The 24,049-nt window shown below is 44.1% G+C and carries 17 protein-coding genes; 13 read left to right on the top strand and 4 right to left on the bottom strand.

Translation table 11 applies throughout. The features are described from left to right. The first annotated feature begins 304 nt into the window (after positions 1-304). The 3 genes from MKY54_RS29330 to MKY54_RS29320 all read left to right on the top strand — a co-directional run bounded on the left by MKY54_RS29330 (position 305) and on the right by MKY54_RS29320 (position 5,011). Positions 305-1,111: an ABC transporter ATP-binding protein gene (locus tag MKY54_RS29330; RefSeq protein WP_036682032.1), complete on the top strand. Its 807-nt coding sequence runs from the start codon at positions 305-307 to the stop codon at positions 1,109-1,111. After that, on the top strand, positions 1,104-2,762 hold the full coding sequence (locus MKY54_RS29325; protein WP_339188820.1) for a hypothetical protein: 1,659 nt from the start codon (positions 1,104-1,106) through the stop codon (positions 2,760-2,762). The genes MKY54_RS29330 and MKY54_RS29325 overlap by 8 nt, the downstream gene beginning before the upstream one ends. 233 nt (positions 2,763-2,995) lie before the next feature. Next, entirely contained in the window at positions 2,996-5,011 is a 2,016-nt protein-coding gene (locus tag MKY54_RS29320; protein ID WP_038573706.1) for an EAL domain-containing protein, read from the top strand. Positions 5,012-5,088: 77 nt separating this feature from the next. Here the strand turns inward: MKY54_RS29320 and MKY54_RS29315 are convergent, their stop codons facing one another. Beyond that, positions 5,089-6,786: a methyl-accepting chemotaxis protein gene (locus MKY54_RS29315; RefSeq protein ID WP_076278297.1), complete on the bottom strand. Its 1,698-nt coding sequence runs from the start codon at positions 6,784-6,786 to the stop codon at positions 5,089-5,091. A gap of 243 nt (positions 6,787-7,029) precedes the next feature. Here MKY54_RS29315 and MKY54_RS29310 point away from each other — a divergent pair, with 243 nt between their 5' ends. After that, positions 7,030-7,461, top strand: a complete 432-nt coding sequence (locus MKY54_RS29310; protein WP_081383619.1) for a MarR family transcriptional regulator — start codon at positions 7,030-7,032, stop codon at positions 7,459-7,461. Positions 7,462-7,573: 112 nt separating this feature from the next. On the opposite strand, the gene MKY54_RS29305 is transcribed toward MKY54_RS29310, so the two are convergent. Further along, positions 7,574-9,439 (bottom strand): LTA synthase family protein, encoded by a 1,866-nt coding sequence (locus tag MKY54_RS29305; RefSeq protein WP_076124004.1) that lies wholly within the window; start codon positions 9,437-9,439, stop codon positions 7,574-7,576. Positions 9,440-9,721: 282 nt separating this feature from the next. On the opposite strand from MKY54_RS29305, the gene MKY54_RS29300 reads away from it, so the two are divergent. Next, positions 9,722-12,034: a helicase C-terminal domain-containing protein gene (locus tag MKY54_RS29300; protein ID WP_076182003.1), complete on the top strand. Its 2,313-nt coding sequence runs from the start codon at positions 9,722-9,724 to the stop codon at positions 12,032-12,034. 53 nt (positions 12,035-12,087) lie between these two features. Then, the gene (locus tag MKY54_RS29295; protein WP_076219739.1) at positions 12,088-13,056 is read left to right on the top strand and encodes a Gfo/Idh/MocA family oxidoreductase; all 969 of its coding nucleotides are present in this window, start codon (positions 12,088-12,090) and stop codon (positions 13,054-13,056) included. Positions 13,057-13,132: 76 nt separating this feature from the next. Here the strand turns inward: MKY54_RS29295 and MKY54_RS29290 are convergent, their stop codons facing one another. Further along, the gene (locus MKY54_RS29290; protein WP_076123999.1) at positions 13,133-13,816 is read right to left on the bottom strand and encodes a CidB/LrgB family autolysis modulator; all 684 of its coding nucleotides are present in this window, start codon (positions 13,814-13,816) and stop codon (positions 13,133-13,135) included. Next, positions 13,810-14,184: a CidA/LrgA family holin-like protein gene (locus MKY54_RS29285; protein ID WP_076123997.1), complete on the bottom strand. Its 375-nt coding sequence runs from the start codon at positions 14,182-14,184 to the stop codon at positions 13,810-13,812. The genes MKY54_RS29290 and MKY54_RS29285 overlap by 7 nt, the downstream gene beginning before the upstream one ends. Positions 14,185-14,295: 111 nt before the next feature. Between MKY54_RS29285 and MKY54_RS29280 the strand changes: the two genes are divergently transcribed. The 7 genes from MKY54_RS29280 (at position 14,296) to MKY54_RS29250 (ending at position 24,046) form a co-directional block, all read left to right on the top strand. Further along, positions 14,296-15,225, top strand: coding sequence for a LysR family transcriptional regulator (locus MKY54_RS29280; protein WP_339188817.1), 930 nt, complete (start codon positions 14,296-14,298; stop codon positions 15,223-15,225). A gap of 75 nt (positions 15,226-15,300) precedes the next feature. Then, positions 15,301-15,609, top strand: a complete 309-nt coding sequence (locus tag MKY54_RS29275; RefSeq protein ID WP_081382514.1) for an aspartyl-phosphate phosphatase Spo0E family protein — start codon at positions 15,301-15,303, stop codon at positions 15,607-15,609. A 164-nt stretch (positions 15,610-15,773) separates the two neighbouring features. Next, the gene (locus MKY54_RS29270; RefSeq protein ID WP_076105042.1) at positions 15,774-17,171 is read left to right on the top strand and encodes a DNA-binding protein; all 1,398 of its coding nucleotides are present in this window, start codon (positions 15,774-15,776) and stop codon (positions 17,169-17,171) included. A gap of 270 nt (positions 17,172-17,441) precedes the next feature. Continuing rightward, positions 17,442-17,963: a MarR family transcriptional regulator gene (locus MKY54_RS29265; RefSeq protein WP_081383179.1), complete on the top strand. Its 522-nt coding sequence runs from the start codon at positions 17,442-17,444 to the stop codon at positions 17,961-17,963. Beyond that, positions 17,956-19,716 carry an ABC transporter ATP-binding protein gene (locus MKY54_RS29260; RefSeq protein WP_076123992.1) on the top strand — a complete coding sequence of 587 codons (1,761 nt, stop codon included), beginning with the start codon at positions 17,956-17,958 and terminating at the stop codon, positions 19,714-19,716. Before MKY54_RS29265 ends, MKY54_RS29260 begins: the two co-directional genes overlap by 8 nt. Further along, the gene (locus MKY54_RS29255) at positions 19,713-21,608 is read left to right on the top strand and encodes an ABC transporter ATP-binding protein (RefSeq protein ID WP_076182009.1); all 1,896 of its coding nucleotides are present in this window, start codon (positions 19,713-19,715) and stop codon (positions 21,606-21,608) included. Before MKY54_RS29260 ends, MKY54_RS29255 begins: the two co-directional genes overlap by 4 nt. A 212-nt stretch (positions 21,609-21,820) precedes the next feature. After that, entirely contained in the window at positions 21,821-24,046 is a 2,226-nt protein-coding gene (locus MKY54_RS29250; RefSeq protein WP_339188815.1) for an MMPL family transporter, read from the top strand. Positions 24,047-24,049 lie beyond the last annotated feature (3 nt).

The raw sequence follows: 24,049 nt of genomic DNA, 5'->3' as shown, positions 1-24,049 counted from the left end.
TCAGCTGTGTCCGATAGCGTGCTCGCTCTCTTACTTATAAATGCTACCCGACCAAACGTACGCTGATCTTAGGCCGGTTTGCTCAAATAAAGGGGGTGCCAACAGCCATTTCGTGGCATCGGTGGCGCTGCCTTTCGCTATAAATCTCTAGTGGGTGGCCTAATGGCCACTCTTTTTTTAACTAGACATAAGATTAGCAGACTAAATCATGGAAGAGGATTCTACTAAATGATACAATTATTGTAATTACATAAAGTAGTAATATTTCACATTATTGATTAGTTACTAGAAAGGGGACTGAGATATGGGTTTAGCTGACGATCCGGTCATAGCGATTTCAGGTTTATGGATGAACTATACAGACCGAATGGTGCTAAAGGGAATTGATCTTAAGGTATATAGAGGACAAATTATTGGTTATATCGGCCCTAACGGGGCAGGCAAGAGTACAACGGTGAAGATTATGCTCGGTCTGGTAGAAGGATATAACGGTAAAGTGGAGATTTTCGGTAAGGATATTGCCGATGGAGATGTTTCTTACAAGAAACGTATAGGTTATGTGCCGGAGGTAGCCGAATTATATGATAGCCTCACTGCAAGAGAGTATCTAACCTTTGTTGGCGAGCTGTATGGGTTAGGTCGTGCGGAGGCGGACTACAAGGCCAAAAAATTAACTACACTGTTAGGTTTGGAGAAGTCTTACGATATGCGGATTTCTTCGTTCTCAAAAGGGATGAAGCAAAAGGTGCTGCTTATCTCCAGCATGCTGCATGACCCTGATATTTTATTCCTGGATGAACCGCTGAGTGGTTTGGATGCTAATAGCGTGATGATAGTGAAGGAGATTTTTGCATCGCTGGCAGCAAGGGGGAAGACCATTTTTTACTCCTCACATATCATGGATGTGGTTGAGAAAATCAGCAGCCGGATCATTTTGATTGATGGCGGGGATATTGTGGCGGACGGAAGTTTTGCAGAGCTGAAGGAGAAAGGCCGCGAAGGGACGCTTGAAGATATTTTCAATCAATTAACCGGATTTGATAAATACCGTGATATCGCTGGTGAATTTGTTGCGGTCATGCAGGAGCAAGAGGTATCCTCTTATGACTAATTTCTTCGTGCTGAGGCTGTTGGATAAGCTGCGGGGTGCCTTTATAAGATTTGGAGTCGATTACGACACCATGCGGAGTATTTTACAGATCAAACTGACCATGGACGGAAGAAGAACGCCTACAGCGCTTGCAGGTATGCAGAAAAAGGAGAACGCTAAAGAAGGTTCACCCTTGCGATTACAGTGGATTTATTTACTATTTGGTTTAATATTAATTCCGCTAACGCTATCCAACGATCACTATATGCTGCAAATGAGCTTAACCTTTGGGATCATTATGTTTTTTGTCTCCACAACCCTGATCTCTGACTTTTCTTCAGTAATGCTTGATTTACGTGATAAAAATATTCTTTTTTCCAAACCCGTCAACCGTACCACCTTAAATATGGCCAAAACCATCCACGTTCTCCTCTACTTAGGGACAGTTACATTGTCGATCACTGGTCCATCTTTGGTATTTAGCCTATTTAAGCAGGGGATCGCTTTTTTTCTGATGTATGCGGTGACAATTGTCTTGTTAGACTGTTTTATCCTCGTAATAACTGCACTGCTCTACCTGATGATCATGCGGTTTTTTGATGGGGAGAAGCTCAAGGATATTATAAATTATACGCAAATCCTTCTGACGATCGGAATAATGGTGGGCTATCAATTCATCTCCCGGTTGTTCAACCTCACTGAGCTTGGCGCTGCTTATCATCCTGCTTGGTGGCAGTACTTTATTTTTCCGGTTTGGTTCGCGGCTCCGTTTGAACTGTTGCTTGGTGGAGCTAGAGAACCCTATTACTTCATTCTTTCAATGCTGGCTTTGATAACCCCACTTGTACTGATCGCAGCCTATATTAAGCTGATGCCGCAGTTTGAACGGAATTTGCAAAAGCTGGCGGAGCAAGGCTCCGGTGGAAAAGACAAGGGCCAGATCGCAGAGTGGCTCTCCCGCAGAGTATGCAAGGAACCGGCAGAGGGGATTTTCTTTCGGTTTACTTGGTCCATGATGAAGAATGAGCGCGATTTTAAGCTGAAGGTCTATCCTGCACTTGGCTTTTCTATCGCATTCCCGTTTATTTTTATATTTGGTATATTGCAGAATAGTTATGATGGTTCCCTTAAAGGTTCAAAAGTGTACTTGTTAATCTATTTCTGCACGATGTTAATGCAGACTGTAATACAGATGTTACGCTACTCTACAAGTTATAAAGGAGCTTGGATTTATAGGCTGATTCCTTTACCCGATAGCACGCCTATTTACCGTGGGATGCTTAAGGCGGCACTGCTACGGCTAGTCTTGCCTTTATTTGCTGTAGATGCGGTATTGTTCATTCTGTTGTTCGGTGTGCACATTGTACCTGATTTAGTAGTGGTATTATTCGCCATGCTGATTTTCTCAGTCATCTGCTTTCGTGTTTATCCCCGGAGCTTACCTTTTTCAGAGCGTTATGAGGCAGCCAAACAAAAGGATTATACTGGAGTCGCCTTCATGCTTATGTTTTTGCTGATGGGGATGGCGGGTATTCATTATGTCTTCACTTTATTTACCGGAGGAATTTACATCTATCTGTTAGTTCTGGTAGTTTTGAATCAATGGTTATGGCGAAAGACCTTCCCCAAAACCCCATCAACCACAGGTCACATATCCAACTTTTCGGGGTGAGTGAATGCGTCAAATATGGACATTTTTTGCCGACATAAAAAAAGGGTATAAATTCCAGTATTTTCTTAGACAATCGGCTGAATACAAGGTAGAATACATCTAAAGTTGCTTTTCAGGGATAACCTATAATCTTTACGCACTCTTCCATTTATCTGATATTCGTGTACTGATTTTTTACTTGAGAAATACGCTGCAGCGATTACGGTATTCAAAACCGGTGAAGAGGTTAACTAATGGATAAAATGGGAATCCACTATAACGTTTGGATTGTTTTACTATCATTTGCGCTAGCGGCGACTGCAGCTTATTCCGCGCTGAATCTGATCTCGCAAGTCCCTCGTTCGTTTGGGAAAGTTCGTCGCTTATGGTTAATATCGGGGGCATGTGTACTCGGCAGTGGCATATGGTCGATACATTATGTAGGGATTATGGCGAGCCGTTTTCCTTTTAGCGTGAATTATTATCCAGGCAGGGCTGTATTATCGTTATTGGTTGGTGTGTTGTGCTGCTATTCGGCATTCCGGATTACGTTTGTGCCACGTTTAAGAAAAAGTTGTTTAATAGTTAGTGGTGTTCTTCTAGGCAGCGGAATTTCGGCTATGCATTATATCGGAATGTCCTCCATGAAGATCGCAGCGGAGATTCATTATGAGATATGGACTCAGACATGTGCTGTAATCCTCGTTATGCTCTCGTCTTTTATCGGATTATTTCTATTTCACAAGTTTAAAGACTATGTGGGTTTTAACCGCTGGAAGTTATACTCTGCTCTCTTTATCGGATTTTCGGTGACTGGATTGCATTATACGAGTGTAAGGGCGACTCATTTTGAATATAACGGTCTACTAGGCAATACAACTTTTTTTATGGAGACTGATGTTATTCTTTTAATGGGAGTGTCCTTGGTAACGCTATTTATGCTTGCGATTTCTGGTGGTGCTGTATTTCTGGACCGGCATGTGCTGGAACGGATGGCTTATTATGATCCACTAACTGATCTTCCGAACAGGCATGGCCTGGTACGTTATTTTAAAGATGAATTTTTCGGGAGTAGATCTGGCGCCGTATTTTTTGTGGATCTGGATCGGTTTAAGTCGATTAATGATACGCTTGGACATGATATAGGCGACTTGTTACTGCGAGAGGTCGCTATAAGATTAAGACGCTCTGTAGGAAGTAAGGGCAAGGTCTTTCGTTTGGGCGGAGATGAATTCCTGATCGCTCTTCCAGATTGTACTGTGGAGGATGCGCAAGAGGAAGCAGAGCACATTTTATATGAGCTTAAGAAATACTACAGCATTCAAGGTAATGAGCTATATGTTACTGCAAGCGTGGGGATCAGTATGACCCCTATGCATGGAACTGACCGCTCAGCGTTAATGAAGGCAGCCGATACAGCTCTTTATACCTCTAAGGATTCGGGTAAGAATAAATTCAGTGTGTTCGATCAGGAGATGAACCGCCATCAGCTGCGACGGATGTCGCTGGAGAAGGATCTTCGTAAAGCGCTGGCACGCTCCGAGTTTATGGTTGTGTACCAGCCAAAATGGGATTCGTATATGAACGTTACCGTGGGTCTTGAAGCACTGCTGCGTTGGCGGCACCCTGAACATGGGATAATCTCCCCGGCTGAATTCATTCCCATTGCAGAGGAAACGGGACTGATTGTCCCGATTACCTATTGGATGCTGCATGATGTATGCAGCCAGAACATGCTTTGGCATAAGGAAGAGATAGCAAATGTCGCAGTCTCTATTAATATGTCAGCACGGATGTTTGAGGGCGGGGGCTTATACGATGTTGTAGAAGAAGCACTCACACGTTCAGGTCTAGAGCCGCATTTCCTTGAACTGGAGATTACAGAGTCCATTGCGATGAATAACATGGAAGAGACGGTTGCGCAGCTCTCCAGACTTCGGGCACTTGGGGTAAGGGTATCACTGGATGACTTTGGGACAGGCTTTTCATCCCTTGGTAATTTAGATGAGATTCCAGTTAACACACTCAAGATTGATCAAGTGTTTATTCGTAAGAGCAAGATGCATTCCAAGAAAGCCATTATCAGTAATATCATTGCGATTGCCACCAATCTTAATATGGAGGTCGTGGCGGAAGGTGTGGAGACGCCAGAGCAGATTGAGCTGCTGCAATCCTTAGGCTGCAGAGTGATGCAGGGTTATTATTATGGGCGGCCAATGCCGGTGCATGAGCTGGGCCAGTGGTTTATAGCGAATACAGCAGTATCGTAGCAGATGATCTCAATACATAGAATAAGGGGCTAGCGTCTAAGCAGAATATCTCTGCTTGGATGCTAGCCCCTTTGCTATTAAGAAACCTTAAATCGTTCAATCAGAATTTGCAGCTTCTCAGCTAGGGAGGACAGGAAAGCTGCTGCGGACTCAACTTCCTCCATTGCGGCAAGCTGTTCTTCTGAGGAAGCGGATAATGTCTCTGCACTGCTGGCCGTCTGATTAGCGACATTTACGATATTCTGAAGGGTTGTAACGAGACGGTCGGAGATCAGCGAAAGCTGGCGAACCGTTCCTGAGATCTGCTGGCTTTGTGAGGCCATTCCCGAGACAGACATTTCAATCTCCGAGAAGGACTGGCCTGCCGTGGCAATCATTTCTCTGCCGTGCTCCATCTCTTCTGTAGAGCGTTTCATAGTTTCTCCTGCCTGATCCATCTGGTTTACGATGATGTTGACCAGTTGGCCAATTTGCGCAGCGGAATGGGCTGAGCGCTCAGCAAGCTTACGTACGGAATGGGCAACGACCGCAAACCCTCTTCCCTCTTCTCCAGCTCTTGCGGCTTCAATCGCTGCATTCAGGGACAGGAGATTGGTTTCTTCTGCGATGCTGGCAATAGTACCCACGATATTTTCAATTTCTTTGGAATAACCACCCAAGGTTTCAATAATGAGTGCTAGGTCGGTAATACTGTCACTTACGACTCTCATCTGCTGTGTGGTGGAATCCATTGCCTCACGGCCTGTACGCGCTTTATTAGCGTTGCTGACCGCATTATTCATTGCGTTATCTGCATTGCCTGCAATCTCTGTGATGAAATGAGACAGGTCTTGTACAGACTTATATTCACCCTCCATATTCTGCAGCTGCGAATTCGCGCTATCGGCAAGCTCAATCGTAACATTGACGCTATACTCACCGGCCCGGTTGGTTTCCTGCGCACTGGCGGAGAGCTCTTCGGAAGAGGAGGCTACCTGCATGGAGGTCTCATTGACCTCGGTAATAAGTAAGCGCAGGCTTTGGGTCATGTCATTGAAATCACGGGCTAATGTACCAATCTCATCCTTGCTGTTGAATAAAATAGGATTATGAGTAAGGTCGCCCTGTGCAACAAGATTGACCCCTTTGGACAGCTTCGTTAACGGACTAATCATTCGGCGGATTAACAGATAAGCTGCCACAATAGCTATAACCAGAATGGAAGCACCGATAATAAAAGGCTGAACAATGATATCTTGAGTTCGTTCTTGAATTATGGAGCCATCGAAATTAATAGCCATCAGCGCAACTATAGGTTTAGACGGATCATGATCCTGATAGATGGGGCCGTAACCTGTCTTAAGTGAGGTACCTTCGTATGTATAAACCTTGGAGTAGGAGGAATGCTTGGACTCAGTGATATGTTGCTTAACTTCAGCTGGGAAATAAAAAGTATCGCCTGCTTTATAACCTCTAGCCTGGAAGCTTGAATCTGCGGCAAGTACTTTTCCGTCTAAGGATAAGATGAATGCCTCTTTAAAAATAGCTTTATGTGCTACAATCCAACCGATTCGATCCTCTACAGCCTCCAGTTTACTTTGATCGCCTGCCAACAATGCGGAAATGTCTGCTGGGTCAATCAGGCCGGTTGTAATATTAGCGCATCCTACCAATTCGATACCTGCGGCTTCGTCTACTTGCTTATAAGCTGTACGGTATCCGAAAAACCCGATGGATGATCCTACAAGAAGTAAGACGACGAACATCATCCAAGTTAATTTAGTTGCTAATTTCATTCTTCGCACCAACCTTGACAAATTATGTTCTCAGTGATAATAGCTCTCACCTCTACGATTATATCGTATTGATATGCTTATAACCTTACATGGAATATAGTATTTCTGTGTCGGAAATTGGAGAATGGTGGAAGTTTGCGCTTTCCATCATGCTTTCAATGGTTTAGTAGACAAAACCATTGAATCATAACCAGTTCTAATGGTACGCTTGAGTTATTAAAAACGGATTGGGGTTGAACAAATATGCCACATCAAATAGATCCGTTAATAGATCGTCTAGGACTATCCATGTGGAGAGTACAGCGTAAGATTATGTCTCAAATGTCTTTGCACAAAGAACTCGGACTTACGGTGCCACAGATGGGTCTGTTAAATATGATAGCGAAAGAAAAGAAGTCGCGGGTGGTACAGCTGGCAGAATGTATGGAGGTCAAATCCAGTGCGGTGACGGTGATGCTGGACCGTTTGGAGGTGCTGGGTTATATCAAACGTGAGCCGGATGGGAAGGATCGGAGAGCGGTTGTAGTGACGATCACCGAAAAAGGTCAGCAGGTGCTCGAAGAAGGACATTTCCGGTCCAAAGAACTGCTGGCGGAGCATTTATCCATACTAAAGCCCGAAGAACTACGCAACTTTGCAGAGTATTACCGTATGATCGAGGACCAGGAGCGTTAGTCAGCTAAGCTTCGGAATGGATATCTTTATAAAAACAGCAGAGCAGCGGTTCTCCTTATTGGAGAATCGCTGCTCTGCTGTTTTTGTTCGTTGGCTGCCTACGCCCTGTAATTTATTGTTTAGGTTGTTTGTCAGGCAACTGAGTGATATAGCTGTGGGAAAGCTGTAAAAGCCTCAAGGCACGGTTATATTCGTCTTCAGTGGCACTCGGCGTTGTTCCATTGTTATAAATAGAGTACTGAGTGTTGTCTTCAAAGCTGTTACCAGGAATAAGCAATCCTGAGCTGGCAATGAATGAACCAGAAGGTAAATAATATCGTTCTGGCAGCAAATTATAAGTCTGACTGAGTAGATCTTGACCAAAATATACGTTATTCTCTAATGAAATCCCAAGCAGACTGGCTGCGGTTGGCATGATATCTACTTCCCCGCCTACTTCGTCAATGGTCTGCGATGCTACGCCAGCACCTGCATGAATAAGCAGAGGGATGTTCATCATATCCGCATAACTGTATTCATGACCATAGATTTCAGTCATCAATTCTTTATCATCATGATCGAGGGAATAAATCGGCAATCCCATATGATCTCCATAAATCATGATTACACTATTGTCCCAGACACCATTTGCTTTTAGCTCTTCTACAAAATGTCCAAAAGCATCATCCGCATAGTTCTGGGAACGGATATAGTCACCAACAAAAGTACCTTCATAACGCTCCGGCAGCTTCATGCGGTATTTTTCTTCCGGAATAGTAAAAGGGTGATGCGCTGACATTGAAATGACTTGAGCGTAAAAAGGCTGCTCCTGTTGGTCCATTTCTTTTAGTTTATCGGCTGTCTTACTGTAGAGCGTATCATCAGAAGCTCCAAAGAAGAAGACATCATCTTCACCAAAAAATTTGCGGTCATAATAATGATCGAAGCCGAGGGAGTCATACAGCTCGCCGCGGTTCCAGAATTCTACGACATTGGTGTGGAAGGTTGCTGTCTGATATCCATTTTCTTTAAGCACGCGTGGCAGACTTGGAAGTACCTTATCCACATAAGACATCGTTGCCGCTCCACGTGGAGGGATGTAGAAGGAAGTGTTAACTACGAACTCTGCATCCGACGTATTCCCTTGGCCAACCATTTGATAGAAATTAGGGAAGTAAAGACTGTCCTTCATTACCTTGTTCAGGTTCGGTGTAATTTCTTGACCGTCTAATTTAAGTCCCAGCAAGAAATTCTGGAAAGATTCCATTTGAAGAATAATAAGGTTCTTGCCTTTAGCGATGCCTTGAAGTGGAGAACTAGCCGCAGTATTAATCCCCTTCAATTTGTTGATGGCATCCTGTGTAATGTCACTTGAATCGACTAGCTCAGGCTCTTCTTTAGCGAAGATCGTATAAGCTTCATAATTAAGAATTCCCATTTCTTGAGCTTTCTTAATTTCGTTCATACTGGCCTTATTAGGCAAGATGTTGAACAAACATAAAGCAAGTGAGACTGCAAACAGAACACTATACTTAAGTTTTCCGCCACGGCGGTGGTTGATATTCTCTTTCTTATAGACCCGGCCTTTTTTATTAAAGAAGAAATAGACGCCAAGAATAATGATGTCTGTAAAAATCAGCAGGTAGTATGGATCCATTAGTGAGAATACGCTGTTGCTGACGGCGGTGACTTGATTCACCTGCTCCGCTGCATGGTAAGTCACAATAACACCGTAATATTTAAAATACATAATGGCTGCGAAGAAAATGGCTGTCACTAATAAATTTACGGTCATGTAATATCCGAGCTTGCGCTTGGAACCAAAACGTTCAATGATACAGAAGAGCGCCCAAGCAAAGGGGATTTCAGTTAATAATGATTTCCAGGGCAATATATCGTCAAAGATTACGCCCCATGCCAAGAAAGCTTTTAGAATAAAAATTATTGTGAAAAACACAAAAGGTTTAACGATCCACTGTTTAAAGTTAAAGGATGACACAGCTTCGCCTTCTTTCTACATGATAAAACGCCATTTCCCGGCTAGGAAGAAACAGCGCCCAGACAAAATAATTCCATAGTAATAAAATTTATTATGCAGGGCTAGCTATAGAATGTCAAAAATCGAGAACCTAAGTATAAGCTTAGTGGAGCGCGTAAAGTTGAACACAAAGGGTTGAAGCTGACGCTCCTGCTCTCATGCAGGGTTATACAACGAATTCAGGACTAAAATGGCAATTGGGAACAAAAAGGATATATGGATAATAAAAGGAGGTGATGCTGGATGAGCTCTACAGTAGCTTTATCAGTTAGAACTCTCGTTGAATATGTTTTTCGCAGCGGAAGCATTGAACCTGGCTTTCATGGAACGGGCGCTATGGTCGAAGGCACAAGAATTCATCAGAAGATCCAAAAGCAATATAAGGAAGGTGACCGCAAGGAGGTTTATTTGAAAACGGAGATTCCTTATGGAAACCTGCTTTATGTTGTAGATGGGCGTTGTGATGGATTGCTTGTCTCGGAGGATGGGAGCTTTACGGTCGAAGAAATCAAATCAACCTCCGGACTGCTGGATTTACTGGATGAAGGACATGAGGTTCATTGGGCACAGGCGCTGATGTACGCATATATGGTGGCTCTGGAGCAAGAGCTTTCTTCTATTCAGGTTAAGCTTACCTATGTCCACCGGGCTACTGATGAGCAAAAAAGCTTGTACCGAACGTTGTCTTTTGAAGAACTGATTTCATTTGTGAATGACACAGTGGCTAGATATGCTCCATACGCTGAGATGATGGTTCGTCATGATGCTAAGAAGGAGCAGAGTCTTCGGGAGTTGAGCTTTCCGTTCTCCTCTTATCGAAAGGGACAACGTCATTTTGCAGGAGCTGTATACAAGTCCGTCGTGGAAAAGGTCAGTCTGTTCGCTCAAGCCCCCACAGGTATCGGGAAAACAATGTCGACGTTGTTCCCTGTCCTTAAAGCGATGGGCGAAGGACAAGCTAAAGGATTGTTCTATTTAACGGCAAAGACGGTTACCCGTTTTGCCGCGCAGGAAGCCATCTCGCTGTTGCTAACGCAGGGTCTTCAGCTGCATGTCATCACACTTACCGCTAAAGAGAAGGCTTGTTTTCGCGAAGAGGGGATATGTGGTAAGGATTCCTGTCCTTATACGGATGGTTATTATGACCGGATCAACGAGGCATTAATGGATCTGTTAGAGCATGAGACGCTGATGAGCAGAGACACCCTTGCACTGTATGCTCACAAACACAAAGTGTGCCCATTTGAGTTCTCGTTGGATGCAGCCTATGCCTGTGATGCTGTGATCTGCGATTACAATTATATATATGATCCTCGCATCAGTCTGAAACGGCTAACAGAGGAAAGAAAGAGAGAAACGGTACTTCTAGTAGATGAAGCACATAATCTGGTAGACCGGGGACGGGAGATGTTCTCCGCCTCTTTGCTGAAAGCCCCTTTCCTGGAAATCCAGCGCCAATATAAAGAAATGAACCGGAATTTGAGTACAGCCGCTAAATCGGTGAATGCTTTTTTCATCTCCCTTCGCAAAATTTGCAATGAAGAGGGGCAAGGGCAGTGGGACTCGTTCCCGGAGGAGCTGCCGGCTTTGCTTGAGATATTTTCTTTGGAGGCGGAACAGGAGCTTATTCACCCGAGCTCCAGTATTGTCTCACTGAATGGGGAAGGAGAAGGGGAAAATGTCCTCTTGGATACCTATTTTGCAGTTCAGGGCATGCTCCGCACCTTTAAGACCTATGATGAACGCTACATTACCTATGCGGAGGTTCGTAGAGGGGATGTCTATCTCAAGCTATTCAATTTGGATCCCTCGCATCTGCTACGGCAGATGTCCAAGAGCTTTCGCAGCCAGATCCTGTTCTCAGCTACACTTTCTCCATTATCTTACTACCGGGATATGATTGGTGCAGCGGAGGAAGATTACAGTTTAACCGTGTCTTCCCCTTTTCAGAAAGAGCAGTGGGAAGTTACCGTCTTACCTGTCTCCACACGTTATCATGACCGGGAAGCCTCCCTAGTTCCGTTGACTAAAGCACTGAGCCAAATGGTCTCTAAAAAGGGCAACTATCTGGTGTTTTTTCCTTCGTACCTCTATTTGCAAAACGTATATCAGGCCTTTACGGAGTATTACCCTGAAATCCGGACATTGATGCAGGATACTGGCATGAGCGAGCAAGCTAGAGAAAGTTTTTTAGCCGCATTTAGTCCAGATAATGACGAGACGTTATTGGGATTTGCTGTACTTGGAGGGATTTTTTCAGAAGGTGTGGATCTGCCAGGGGATCGCCTCAATGGGGTTATGGTTGTTGGCGTTGGCCTGCCACAGCTTGGTCTTGAACGCAATCTGCTGCGTCAATATTTTAATGCCAGAGGAAAAAATGGCTTTGATTATGCCTATGTCTATCCGGGAATGTGTAAGGTACTCCAAGCCGGAGGCAGGTTGATTCGCAGCGAGACGGATACGGGCATTATCGTGTTGGCGGATGACCGTTTTTTGCAGAGTCCATATATGCATTTGCTTCCCGAAGAATGGAGAGATTATCTTATACGCTCATAAGAGGTTATAATCTACGAAAGGGTATTCATAATCAATCGGCAGGAGGAAATAATATGACAATAAAAGTGGGTATTGTGGGTACAGGTTGGTTCTCTAAGGTACATGCTGATTTGCTGGCGGGGATGGCTGATGTCCAGTTGCAGGCAGTCTGTGGAAGCAGTAAAGCCAAAGGCGAAGATATGGCACGTCCATATGGAGCTGCTGGATATGGTGATATTACAGAGATGTTGGATGCGGAGAAGCTTGATGCTGTTTATATCTGTGTGCCTCCACAATCTCATGGTGCGATTGAACGTTCATTAATCAAGAGGGATATTCCTTTTTTTATAGAGAAGCCGCTTAGTATGACTACTGAAATTCCTGCCAGCTTGCTGCAAGATATTAAAGAACATAATTTATTGACCTCGGTAGGCTACCATTTCCGCTATCAAGAGAATGTTAATAGGCTCAAGGAAACACTACGTGGTGACAAGATCGGTATGGTCATGGGCCAGTGGATGGGCGGCATGCCGGGCGTAGCTTGGTGGCGTGATCAGGAGCAATCCGGAGGACAGTTCACCGAGCAGACCACTCATATCGTCGATTTGGTGCGTTATCTGGCAGGAGAGGTAAAAGAAGTATACGGCATGTTCGGAAATCGAATTATGCATGAGCAGCATGAAGGTGTGAGTGTAGCCGATGTAGGTACCGTATCTCTGAAGCTTGAGAATGGAATCATAGCTAATATTTCAAATACATGTGTGCTGCCTGATCCGGTAGGAAGTGTAGGTCTTAGTTTCTATAATGATCGGGGATTGCTGGACTGGAACCCGGATCGTCTCTTGGAAGTGCGAAGTGGCAATAGCACCGAATTTGAAAACACAGGAAATCCATATTTAGTGGAAAGTGAAGCTTTTCTGTATGCTGTACGGACAGGAGATCGTTCGCGTATTCTCAGTGACTATGAGGATGGATTCAAGACGCTTAAAGTAACTTGTGCGGCTTACGAGTCCGCACAAAGTGGACTTCCGGTTAAATTCTAAGTTTGGATTCTTAAAAAAAGGACATGCCGCCTTAGATGTGCTAAAGAGACGTGTCCTTGGCTCAAGCTGGGTTAGCCTAGTGGAGGAATATTGCGAGTAAAGCTGGCGCCACACCTATGGATAACAGCGCGGACAGAATCATCGCAATACTGGAGATGGTTCCGGTCAGTGAACTAAGCTCGAAGGCCTTGGATGTTCCTGTACCATGCGCAGCGGTTCCCAGCGATACACCACGCGCGATTTCATTGTCAATGCGGAAGATGCGGAGTACTGTAGGGCCCATCATTGTACCGAGTATCCCGGTAATGATGACGAAGACTGCAGTAATACTCGGTACACCGCCGATACTTTGCGAGATGCTCATAGCGATCGGTGTAGTCACCGAACGTGGAACCAGACTGGCTGCCAGATCGCCGCTGACATGCAGCCATTTGGCGAGCAGAATGGAAGAGATCACCGCTGTTATCGTCCCTGACAGCACGCCTGCCGCAATTTCGGCGGCGTGCTTTTTGAGCACCTTGAAGTTTTTATGCAAAGGGATTGCAAAGGCCATAGTTGCCGGTTGCAGCAAATCCGTCAGCCATTTGCCTCCCGCATTGTAAGAATCATAAGTAATGCCTGTGATGAGTAAGAAGATAATCATAAGCACGGGTGTAATGATCAATGGAGAGGTGTACACTTTGCCACTAGAAGCATAAATGCGTTTCGCCAGTAGATATACAGCAACCGTAAGACCGAAGAATAATAGAGCGTTTAACATGATCCTTTCCGCTCCTTTGCTTTGTAAATTCTACTGGTAAGTAATCCGGAACTGGCCATTACAACAATCGTACCCAAAATGACCACCGCGAGGATTCGTAAACCATCAGTTTCCAGAATATTGGCGTATTTCATTACGCCGATAGCAGATGGAATAAAGAACAGCAAGAGCTCAGCCAGTAGCCAAGAAGCACCAACTTCAACCCAATTCAGATGAATGACACCAAACTCAAGCAGAAGAAACAATATAATCATTCCGAGTATGCTTCCGGGAATAGGGATATGCAAAAATGGGGTTACAGCATTGATTAGTAATGAGAATAGGGTGAGTCCCGCTACCTGTAGCAAGCCTATAACAATCTTTTTCATAAGGCTTCGCTCCTTTCATGATAATGAAAGTTTACATCAATTGTTTTCATAGGTAAAATGAATAGATTGAATAAATGACATTCCTTTTGTCTATGGATCGGAGGTTGGAAAATGGATATCCGACAATTAGAATATTTCGTCCAAGCAGCACGAATGAAAAGCTTTACTCGGGCTGCCGAATCCTTATATATTTCACAACCTACGATCAGTAAAATGATCCGGAATATGGAGATCGAGCTGGAGGCTGATTTGTTTTACCGTGAAGGGAAAAGTGTCCGGCTTACAGATGCGGGGGAAATTCTGTTCAACAAAGCGCAAAATATCGTGGAGTCGTTCGCCAGCTTGTCTTCTGAGCTGGATAGCTTACGAAATTTGGAGCAGGGCCACATCCGCATCGGTCTGCCTCCAATGGTAGGAGCGAGCTTTTTTCCTTCGGTGATTGGTCAATTTCATAAACGTTATCCGCAGGTTACTATTCGTCTGCATGAGGATGGCGCGAAAAAAGTGGAGGAAGATGTAGAAACGGGCTTGTTGGATATCGGAATGGTTGTGCTGCCTGTAAATACAGCCAAACTTCATTGCTTCACCTTTGTTGAAGAGAAGCTGAATCTTATTTTACCTGTTGGACATAGATTGGCCGAGGCAGACCTTGTTCCGTTAAGTGAACTAGCCGAAGAGGAGTTTGTGCTGTTCCGGGAGGATTTTACGCTGCATGATCGGATTATTACGGAATGTGTGAAGGCGGGATTTCAGCCTAAGGTTATCTATGAGAGCTCCCAATGGGACTTAATTAGCCGTATGGTGGCTGCCGGAATGGGAATCGCATTGCTGCCAGAAACCATTTGCCGGGATATGGATCGTTCACGATTGGTCGTTGTGCCTTTGACGGATCCGGTAATTCCGTGGCAGCTTGCTATGGCGTGGCGTAGAGACCGTTATTTATCTTTTGCGGCACGCGAATGGATTGCTTTTGCAAAGGGACTTTTGCGAGAACAGTATCCAAATGAGCTCCCTGACGAACTTGTGGAGGACTCTGAATAAGTAGTAATTCCGTTTTTGTTAGAAGCTCTACAATTTTTCTTTTTTTTGAAAATATGTTTTTTGGTATCATGACTTATGATAGGAGAAGATGTTGATAGAGAGAAGGAGAGAGATGTGACACAAAATCCAAATTCCTCCAAGAATAATCATAGAAAAGATTATAAAGAAGATGAGCTACTTGTAACTATAGAGAGTCTTAGATGTGAATTGCTGGAGGTTGCAGAGCAACGCAGTCTTAGTGACCGTGCTGTTCTAGAGCTCAGTGAGCGATTAGACAGCTATATTTTGCTGGCACAAAATAAGATGATGGAAAATTTGCGCAACCGGAAAGCCGGCATTACATCCTATAGTAGAAGTTCCAAAACCGCCATCACTGTTAGCTAAACTACCAACAACATAGAATTATAATACTATGAAGATGTTACTGATCTAGAGGAGCGTATTAGGCTCCTCTATTTGTCGTACAATCTATTTGTTGTACAATCCATAACTTTCACCTATAATGTCAATTAATAGAATCTTTTCAAGTCAAACTTTGGGGGTGCCGAGTGGAGGGAAAGTTAACAACTATACGCTCAGAAATTGAGAAAAATTTGTCCCGCTCCGGCCATAATCTCGCCTCATTTTCAAAAATTTGTGGCCTGAATCGAGGCAGCCTCAGTGCAATTCTGCATGGAAATCCGCCGAAGCCTATGTCCTTGGGACAAGTAGATGCAATTATAAAAGCCTTTGGTTTTCCAGAAGGTTGGTTATATCCTCTGTATGTTGATGAATGCTTCAATGATGAGAAGGTCTCACGCCGTAGAGTGGAGCCTTTTTTGATTCGTTGTGCTGAATTGGGCAAACAGAATTGCATTGATGAAACTATAAGCAGATTATTAGAGTCTACCAAGCCGCTGGATATCATTTATTCTGTTGCTGATAAATTATTCAATAAAGGCAAAGTTCAGGAATCCATGTTTTTTTACAAGATTGTAGTAGAGAACGAGTCGGATAGTTATAGTGAACGTCTCGCGATCAGTCATTATCGTAATTTTAAATTTTTGCAAACACTTGATATGGAGGAGAAGCTACGCGCAGTCATTAGCTTTAGTCCTTTTAGGGGGCGCCTTCCGGAAAATTTGCAATTAGATGGTTTATTGATGCTGACACAGCTATGTTTCGCCCTTCGCAGATGGGAAGAAATGGAGATCTATGCTGATGAGTTGAGAGCTTTAGCCAATGCAGTTTACCGCCAAGAACTGCGGAGGAGCGGAGACAAACGAAGAGAAGAACTCTGTACGGAACGTCCGCTCGTTGTTTATTATGGACACGGATATTTGCTTAAAGCAATTTCGTTGACGAAGCAAGGTCAATATGAAGCGGCGAAGAAATATACCGCTGGTTATGCAGACTTAGGCTGGTTTGAGATGTTGGATGAAGTAGGCCAGCAAGCTGTAGAACAATTCCGATTATTTGCAGTTGGGAACAGTTTCACACTGGAAATGTTGGAGGGAAACGTAAAGGTTGTACCGGACTATGTAGCTTTTTTGGCTGAGCACCCCGGAGAAATATTGCCAGGACTCATTATTATTATGGAATCGGCTAATCATTACAGATTTTCTGTAGACGATGTGCTTAAACGTTTTGCACGGGAAATGTTACGATTTGAACAGTTTGAAGATCCCATTAATATTGACCGATTATATCGGTTGTACTATCAAATAGCCATGTATCTAATAAACAATGGACAATATATTACGGGTGTAGACTATATCATACAGTCTTTAGAGTTATCTATTAAGACTAATAATGGGATAGACTTCATTAAGTGCGTGACCTTGTTTGAGACCAATAGGGACTATGCAACTCTGAATCAACAGGAGAAATACAGAAAGCTGATAAGGGAGGTGAGAAAAGATGAAAAAATCACTATTGATGATGGCAGGCATTTTAGCATTGTTTAGCTTCATCATTATCGGCCCAGTTGGTTCCGGAAGTAACGGACCAATCACAACTTATGAGCACGGAGCAGGATTCTAAAGGTTATCCTTGGCAATATTCTATATACAGATACATATACGCATAACTACTCCCTTGCACTCGTGCTGGGGAGTTTTCTTTTTCGTAATAATTGATAGCGCATTCATAATTTGACAAAGCAATCTGGCGAAAATATAATTAGGTAGCCTAAATAATATAGTGTTTAATAATTAGTTGACCTAACTAAAATAGAGGTGAAGGAAATTGGGATAAACGGAGGAAATACAGAAAATACTGAAAATTCAGTCGCACACGGGCTTTTTGCGGCGATGAAACGCCTGCACAAAGCTCAATGGCAAAAGGGCGTTGAGGGCCACAAGCCAAGTGAGATGACTTTAATGATATGCATTGAAAAATGGAATCATTCTGATGAAGAGGGTCTCAAGGTGTCTGAAATCAGCCGACTACTTGGATTCACTCCTCCTACCATCACGCAGCTGATTAACAGTCTTGAAGCGAAACAGATGGTGGAAAGACGCGCGGATCCTTCAGATCGAAGAGTTGTACGCGTGAAATTAACGGAAAGTGGAAAAGAACTCACACGAAAAGCAGAACATTATCGTGATGTGATGCTTGATAAGCTTGTGCAACACTTAGGCGAAAAAGACACTAAACAGCTCACAGAGCTATTGCTTAAGGTACATGAATACGTTGAGGATAATCCACCACCTGATTGGGATAGGCTACAAATGAACGGAGATGAGAAGCTTGATTAAATTATTTAAACAACTGAAGCCTTTTAGGGTAGCTATTGGTGCTGTATTAATCCTTGTATTTTTGCAGTCCATGGGCGATTTATACCTTCCTACACTGATGTCCGACATCGTCGACAAAGGGATTGTTCAAGGAGATCGCGCTTATATTTGGAAAATAGGTAGTTTCATGCTCCTGGTTGCAGGTGGCGGTGCTTTATGTTCGGTAATTGCCAGTTACTTATCGGCAAAAGTAGCAGCCGGGTTTGGTAAACTCACCCGTGCACGAGTATTTAACCATGTAGAAAATTTTACGCTGCATGAATTCGATAAGCTGGGTACAGCTTCCTTGATTACACGTACAACAAATGATATTACACAAGTTCAAACGGTACTTACTATGATGTTGCGCATGATGATCGGAGCACCGATGATGATGATTGGTGGTATCATCATGGCAGTATCTGAAGATGCTAAATTATCATTGATTTTTGTAGTCGTTATTCCTGTACTTGTAGGGGCGATCTTCTTTATTGGGATGAAGGGTCTGCCACTGTTTAAAGCCATTCAGATTAAGCTTGATAAATTAAACCTGGTGCTGCGTGAGCATCTGACAGGTATTCGTGTTATTCGTTCTTTTAACCGGATTGATCATGAGAATAGACGTTTCACTGAAGCTAACCGTGATCTTACGGATACAGCTATCAAGGTCAATAAAATTATGGCCGGCCTGATGCCGCTGATGATGATTGTAATGAACTTTTCTATGATTGCTATTCTTTATTTTGGTGGAATACGAATTGGTGATGGCGACTTGCAAGTTGGGTCCCTGATGGCATTTATCCAATATGCAATGCAAATTATGTTCTCTCTGATTATGGTATCGATGATGTTCGTGTTAATTCCGCGTGCTTCAGCTTCAGCCGTGCGTATCAATGAGGTACTGGATATGCAGCCTGAATTTACAGATCCTACTGAGAGTGAACTGCATACAACAGCTCAAGCTACTAAAAAAGACGGACGCGATTCTTTGCGTGGTTTTGTTGAGTTTGAGAATGTATCTTTTTCCTATCCAGGGGCAGAACAGCCTGCACTTTCGAAAATTAGCTTTAGTGCTCGTCCGGGTGAAGTTACCGCAATTATCGGGGGTACCGGATCGGGTAAATCTACACTGCTTAGCCTGATTCCAAGATTCTATGATGTTAATGAAGGTGCTGTACGCGTAGACGGAGTGGATGTACGTGAGATGACACAGGAAGAGCTGCGGAGCAAAATCGGTTACATCCCACAAAAAGCAGTATTGTTCTCGGGTACGATTAATGAGAACATCCGCTACGGTAAAGAGGATGCTACGGATGAAGAAATCATTCATGCATCTAAGGTGGCTCAAGCCTACGATTTCGTATCCGCGATGAAGGATGGGTTTGACTCGGAAATTGCTCAGGGCGGGAATAACGTCTCAGGTGGTCAGAAACAGCGGTTGTCCATTGCTCGGGCGCTTGTGAGAAAACCTGAGGTTTATCTGTTTGACGATAGCTTCTCAGCTCTTGATTTCAAGACAGATGCCAAACTTCGCGCGGCTCTCAAATCTGAAACTACGGAATCCACCGTATTGATCGTAGCTCAACGGGTTAGCACCGTTATGGATGCGGACCGGATTATTGTAATTGATGAGGGTGAAATTGCTGGAATGGGCACTCACCGTGAACTGCTCGAGAGCAGTGATGTGTACCGCGAGATCGTATCCTCGCAGCTGTCAGAGGAGGAAATAGCATGAGTGAACAAAACAGAGAACATAAACCTGCAGCTCCCCGCGGCCATAAAGGCCCGGGTGGACCGGGTGGTCCTGGAATGAGGATGCCGGCAGAAAAAGCTAAAGATTTTAAAGGTACACTTCGTCGCCTAATCAAATACTTGCGCCCACGTATGGTTCAATTGATTATTGTACTAATTATGGCGATTGCCAGTACGGTGTTCAGTATCTTCAGTCCAAAAGTTATGGGTAAAGCTACAACCAAACTGTTCGAAGGTGCTTACGGCAAACTGATGGGTGTAGAGGGTGCCTCCATTGATTTTGGATATATTAATGATATTCTGATCCTGCTCGCGGGATTGTATCTGCTTAGTGCTCTGTTTAGTTACATTCAGCAGTATGTAATGGCTGGTGTAGCGCAGAAGGTAGTTTATGACATGCGTGAGCAGATCAACAGCAAGCTGGAGCGTTTACCTTTAAAATATTTTGACTCCCGTACACACGGGGAAATTCTTAGCCGTGCTACGAATGACGTGGATAACATCAGTACCACGTTGCAGCAAAGTTTAACGCAGCTAATTACTTCAATCGTCACTATTATTGGTGTTATTGTGATGATGCTTACCATCAGCCCATGGCTGACGTTAATCACGATTACTACGTTGCCACTCAGCTTTATTGTGATTATGGCGATCTCTAAACGTTCGCAGACTTATTTTGTGAGACAGCAGAAATCGCTTGGCCAGTTGAATGGTCATGTAGAGGAAATGTATACGGGGCACCGGATTATTAAAGCTTTCGGCCGCGAACCGCAGTCGCTTAAAGATTTTGATGAAATAAATGATAAGCTTTATGATTCTGGCTGGCGGTCTCAATTTATGTCAGGTATGATTATGCCGCTTATGATGTTTATCGGTAACTTGGGTTATGTGCTTATCTGTGTTGTGGGTGGTATTTTTGTTACTAAAAAAATGATTGATGTCGGGGATATCCAAGCCTTCATTCAATATTCACGTCAGTTCACCCAGCCGATTGCACAAACGGCTAATATTGCTAACATTATTCAATCCACCATTGCTTCCGCAGAACGTGTATTTGAACTTCTGGATGAAGAAGAGGAAGTTAAGGAAGTTAATAGTACACTTGTGAAGCTTGATGAAGGTGCTCCGGAAGGTTCCGTTGAGTTCCGTCATGTGAAATTCGGCTATAAAGAGGATGCTATTCTGATTGAGGACATGAATATTGAGGTTAGTCCAGGTCAGACTATAGCGATTGTCGGTCCTACTGGTGCTGGTAAAACCACTTTGATTAACCTGCTGATGCGCTTCTACGAGCTTAACGACGGGGAAATTATCATTGATGGCGTCAACATTACCGACATGAAACGGAGTGACCTACGTAGCAAGTTTGGTATGGTGCTTCAGGATACCTGGCTCTTTAACGGTACGATTCGTGACAACATTGCTTACGGTCGTGAAGGTGCATCTGAAGCTGATGTGGTGCGGGCTGCCAAAGCTGCGCATGCCGATCACTTTATCCGCACACTTCCGCTTGGCTACAATACGGTGTTAAATGAAGAAGCTTCTAATATTTCACAAGGACAGAAGCAGTTGATTACTATTGCTCGCGCTATTCTGGCCGATCCATCGATCCTTATTCTTGATGAAGCAACGAGCAGTGTCGATACACGGACTGAATTGCTGATTCAAAAAGCGATGAATGCGCTGATGCAAAACAGAACAAGCTTCGTTATTGCCCATCGTCTCTCGACGATTCGTGATGCGGATCTCATCCTTGTCATGAATCAAGGTAGTGTAATCGAGAAAGGCAACCACGAAGAACTGCTGGCCCAAGGCGGATTCTATGCGGATCTCTATAACAGTCAGTTCTCTGAAGGAGATTTGGACGTAGGCTAAATTGAAGTGAAGAAAAAAGTATAGATAACCCATAAACCCCTCTTTTCACATGTTGCTGATTTTTTATGTGAAGAGAGGGGTATTTTATATGTGATGATGTGTTTTAATTTTTCTGAAAAATAAAAAAAGTTTGATTAAAAATTAAAGCATATATATGATAGAATAAAAAATGACCCGCGGCTCATTTTTAAGGCTGCAAGGTAAAGGAGAGGATGAAGGGAATGTCAGGCTACGGAAAATGGGTGGCAGGAAAAAAGACGAAGTGGATTACTCTTCTCGTATGGATAGTGCTTGTAGGTGCACTTACCCTGTTATGGCCTGCAGTGAATTCTCAGGTTGCTAATAATGCGCCTAACCTCCCAGATGATTCACAATCGGTACAGGCAGCAGCTATTGCAGAGCAAGAATTCCCTAGTGGAAGTGGAGTGCCTGCGCTGCTCGTATGGCATAGAGAAGGTGGGCTTTCACAAGATGATTTAGTACATATCACTGCTGTGTACAAGAAGTTGGAGCAGCAACCATTGCCCCATCAGAATTTTGTTCCCCCATTAGGACAACTGCCGCCACAGGCATTACAAGCCTCGTTATCTGAGGATCTTAGTACGCTGGTAACCCCGGTGCTTTTTGATAAAACAGCAGATAGTGATCAGCTTGGCGAAGCTGTGACAGAAATGAAGAAGATCATAAACACAGAGACGGGTGGAGACCCCTCCGCGGCTAAGGTGGATGGAAAAGACCTGAGTTTACGTGTTACGGGTCCAGTGGGCATCTCCATAGATGCTTCAGGCCTGTTTCAGAACGCAGACGTTTCCTTGTTAATTGCTACGGTTATGCTTGTGCTGGTGTTCTTATTGGTGATTTATCGTTCACCGATCTTGGCTTTTATTCCACTTATTGCGGTTGGATTCGCTTATGGTGTAACTAGTCCGATTCTTGGAAAAATGGCGCAAGAAGGCTGGATCACAGTGGATTCACAGGCTGTCTCGATTATGACTGTTTTGCTATTCGGAGCTGGTACGGACTATTGCCTGTTCCTGATCTCACGGTTCCGGCAGTTGTTGAAGGTAGAAGAGAGTAAGAGTCGTGCGCTTCTTCGCTCCATTACCGAATCTTCAGGCGCCATTGCTATGAGTGGCTTCACCGTCGTGCTCGCGCTGTTTGCGTTATTGCTGGCTAAGTATGGAGCTTATCATCGTTTTGCCATTCCATTTAGCGTATCTATCTTCATCATGGGAATTGCCAGTCTAACCCTCGTACCAGCACTGCTGGCAATCTTCGGACGGACCTCGTTCTTCCCATTCATTCCGCGCACACCGCAAATGGAGGTAGAACGGGCTAAGGCTAAAGGCAAACCTATTCCGGAACCCAAAGTTTCCCGTAAAAAAGGAATTGGTGGTTTGGTAGTAACCCGGCCTTGGGCTATCGTAGGTGTGACCGTTATCGGACTGGGGATTTTGGCTTCATTCTCCAGTGGCATCAAATTTACGTATGATATCCTATCCTCTTTTCCTAAAAATATGGAGTCCCGCGAAGGTTTCGACCTTATTGGCAAACAGTTCTCTCCCGGAGAATTAGCTCCAGCGAAGCTGATTATTGATACCCAAGGAAAAGCGAGCGGAGAGGATTTAAAGGTCATTCTTGGCGGACTCACCTATGTGGACACGGTTTCCGATCCGCAGCAGGGGGCAGTAAACAAAGATATTGTTGGTTTTGATATTGAATTTAAAAGCAATCCATATTCACTAGAAGCGATGGGTCATATTCCTACCCTTCTTGCTACCGCAGAGCAGGCATTAATCGATGTAGACGTTGCGAACCCTGCGGATCACGTGTGGCTAAGCGGGCAGACGGCGACACAGCATGACACTAAAGAGATTGGAGATCGGGACACCGATCTGATTATCCCCGTGGTGATCGGAATGATCACCGTACTGTTGTTGATATATCTGCGTTCAATAGTGGCCACCATCTATCTGGTCGGCACCGTTATTCTCTCCTTTTTCTCAGCGCTTGGCTTAGGTTGGATTATCATTCACTATGTGATGGGAGCAGATGCCATTCAGGGAGCGATCCCACTGTATTCCTTTGTTTTCTTGGTGGCACTTGGAGAAGACTACAACATCTTCATGATCTCGAATATCTGGAAAAAGCGTAAAACCATGCCGCTTAAGCAGGCTATCGCGGAAGGTGTGAATGAGACCAGCTCGGTAATTACCTCTGCCGGCCTCATTCTGGCAGGTACATTTGCTGTATTGGCAAGCTTGCCGATTCAGGTGCTTGTGCAGTTCGGTATCATCACCGCTCTTGGGGTTCTGCTGGATACCTTCGTGGTTCGTCCGTTCCTTGTACCAGCTATTACAACGCTCTTTGGCCGTTGGTCGTTCTGGCCGGGTAAACATCAAGAGGTGGAGACCCCTCAGCCAGATGTAAGTAAATAATGA

It is taken from the genome of Paenibacillus sp. FSL P2-0121 (assembly GCF_037975345.1).
In the GTDB taxonomy this organism is placed as follows: Bacteria; Bacillota; Bacilli; order Paenibacillales; family Paenibacillaceae; genus Paenibacillus_AQ; species Paenibacillus_AQ odorifer.
The sequence above is the reverse complement of the archived record's forward strand: the minus strand, read 5'-3'. Positions and strand labels throughout refer to the sequence as shown.

What these genes read in the sequence shown, in the direction of transcription:
- MKY54_RS29250 (WP_339188815.1), top strand. Translation starts at nt 21,821, where the DNA reads ATGAAGGGAATGTCAGGCTACGGAAAATGGGTGGCAGGAAAAAAGACG.
- MKY54_RS29280 (WP_339188817.1), top strand. Translation starts at nt 14,296, where the DNA reads ATGGATATCCGACAATTAGAATATTTCGTCCAAGCAGCACGAATGAAA.
- MKY54_RS29255 (WP_076182009.1), top strand. Translation starts at nt 19,713, where the DNA reads ATGAGTGAACAAAACAGAGAACATAAACCTGCAGCTCCCCGCGGCCAT.
- MKY54_RS29290 (WP_076123999.1), bottom strand. Translation starts at nt 13,816, where the DNA reads ATGTTAAACGCTCTATTATTCTTCGGTCTTACGGTTGCTGTATATCTA.
- MKY54_RS29275 (WP_081382514.1), top strand. Translation starts at nt 15,301, where the DNA reads ATGATAGGAGAAGATGTTGATAGAGAGAAGGAGAGAGATGTGACACAA.
- MKY54_RS29285 (WP_076123997.1), bottom strand. Translation starts at nt 14,184, where the DNA reads ATGAAAAAGATTGTTATAGGCTTGCTACAGGTAGCGGGACTCACCCTA.
- MKY54_RS29295 (WP_076219739.1), top strand. Translation starts at nt 12,088, where the DNA reads ATGACAATAAAAGTGGGTATTGTGGGTACAGGTTGGTTCTCTAAGGTA.
- MKY54_RS29325 (WP_339188820.1), top strand. Translation starts at nt 1,104, where the DNA reads ATGACTAATTTCTTCGTGCTGAGGCTGTTGGATAAGCTGCGGGGTGCC.
- MKY54_RS29330 (WP_036682032.1), top strand. Translation starts at nt 305, where the DNA reads ATGGGTTTAGCTGACGATCCGGTCATAGCGATTTCAGGTTTATGGATG.
- MKY54_RS29315 (WP_076278297.1), bottom strand. Translation starts at nt 6,786, where the DNA reads ATGAAATTAGCAACTAAATTAACTTGGATGATGTTCGTCGTCTTACTT.
- MKY54_RS29320 (WP_038573706.1), top strand. Translation starts at nt 2,996, where the DNA reads ATGGATAAAATGGGAATCCACTATAACGTTTGGATTGTTTTACTATCA.
- MKY54_RS29300 (WP_076182003.1), top strand. Translation starts at nt 9,722, where the DNA reads ATGAGCTCTACAGTAGCTTTATCAGTTAGAACTCTCGTTGAATATGTT.
- MKY54_RS29310 (WP_081383619.1), top strand. Translation starts at nt 7,030, where the DNA reads ATGCCACATCAAATAGATCCGTTAATAGATCGTCTAGGACTATCCATG.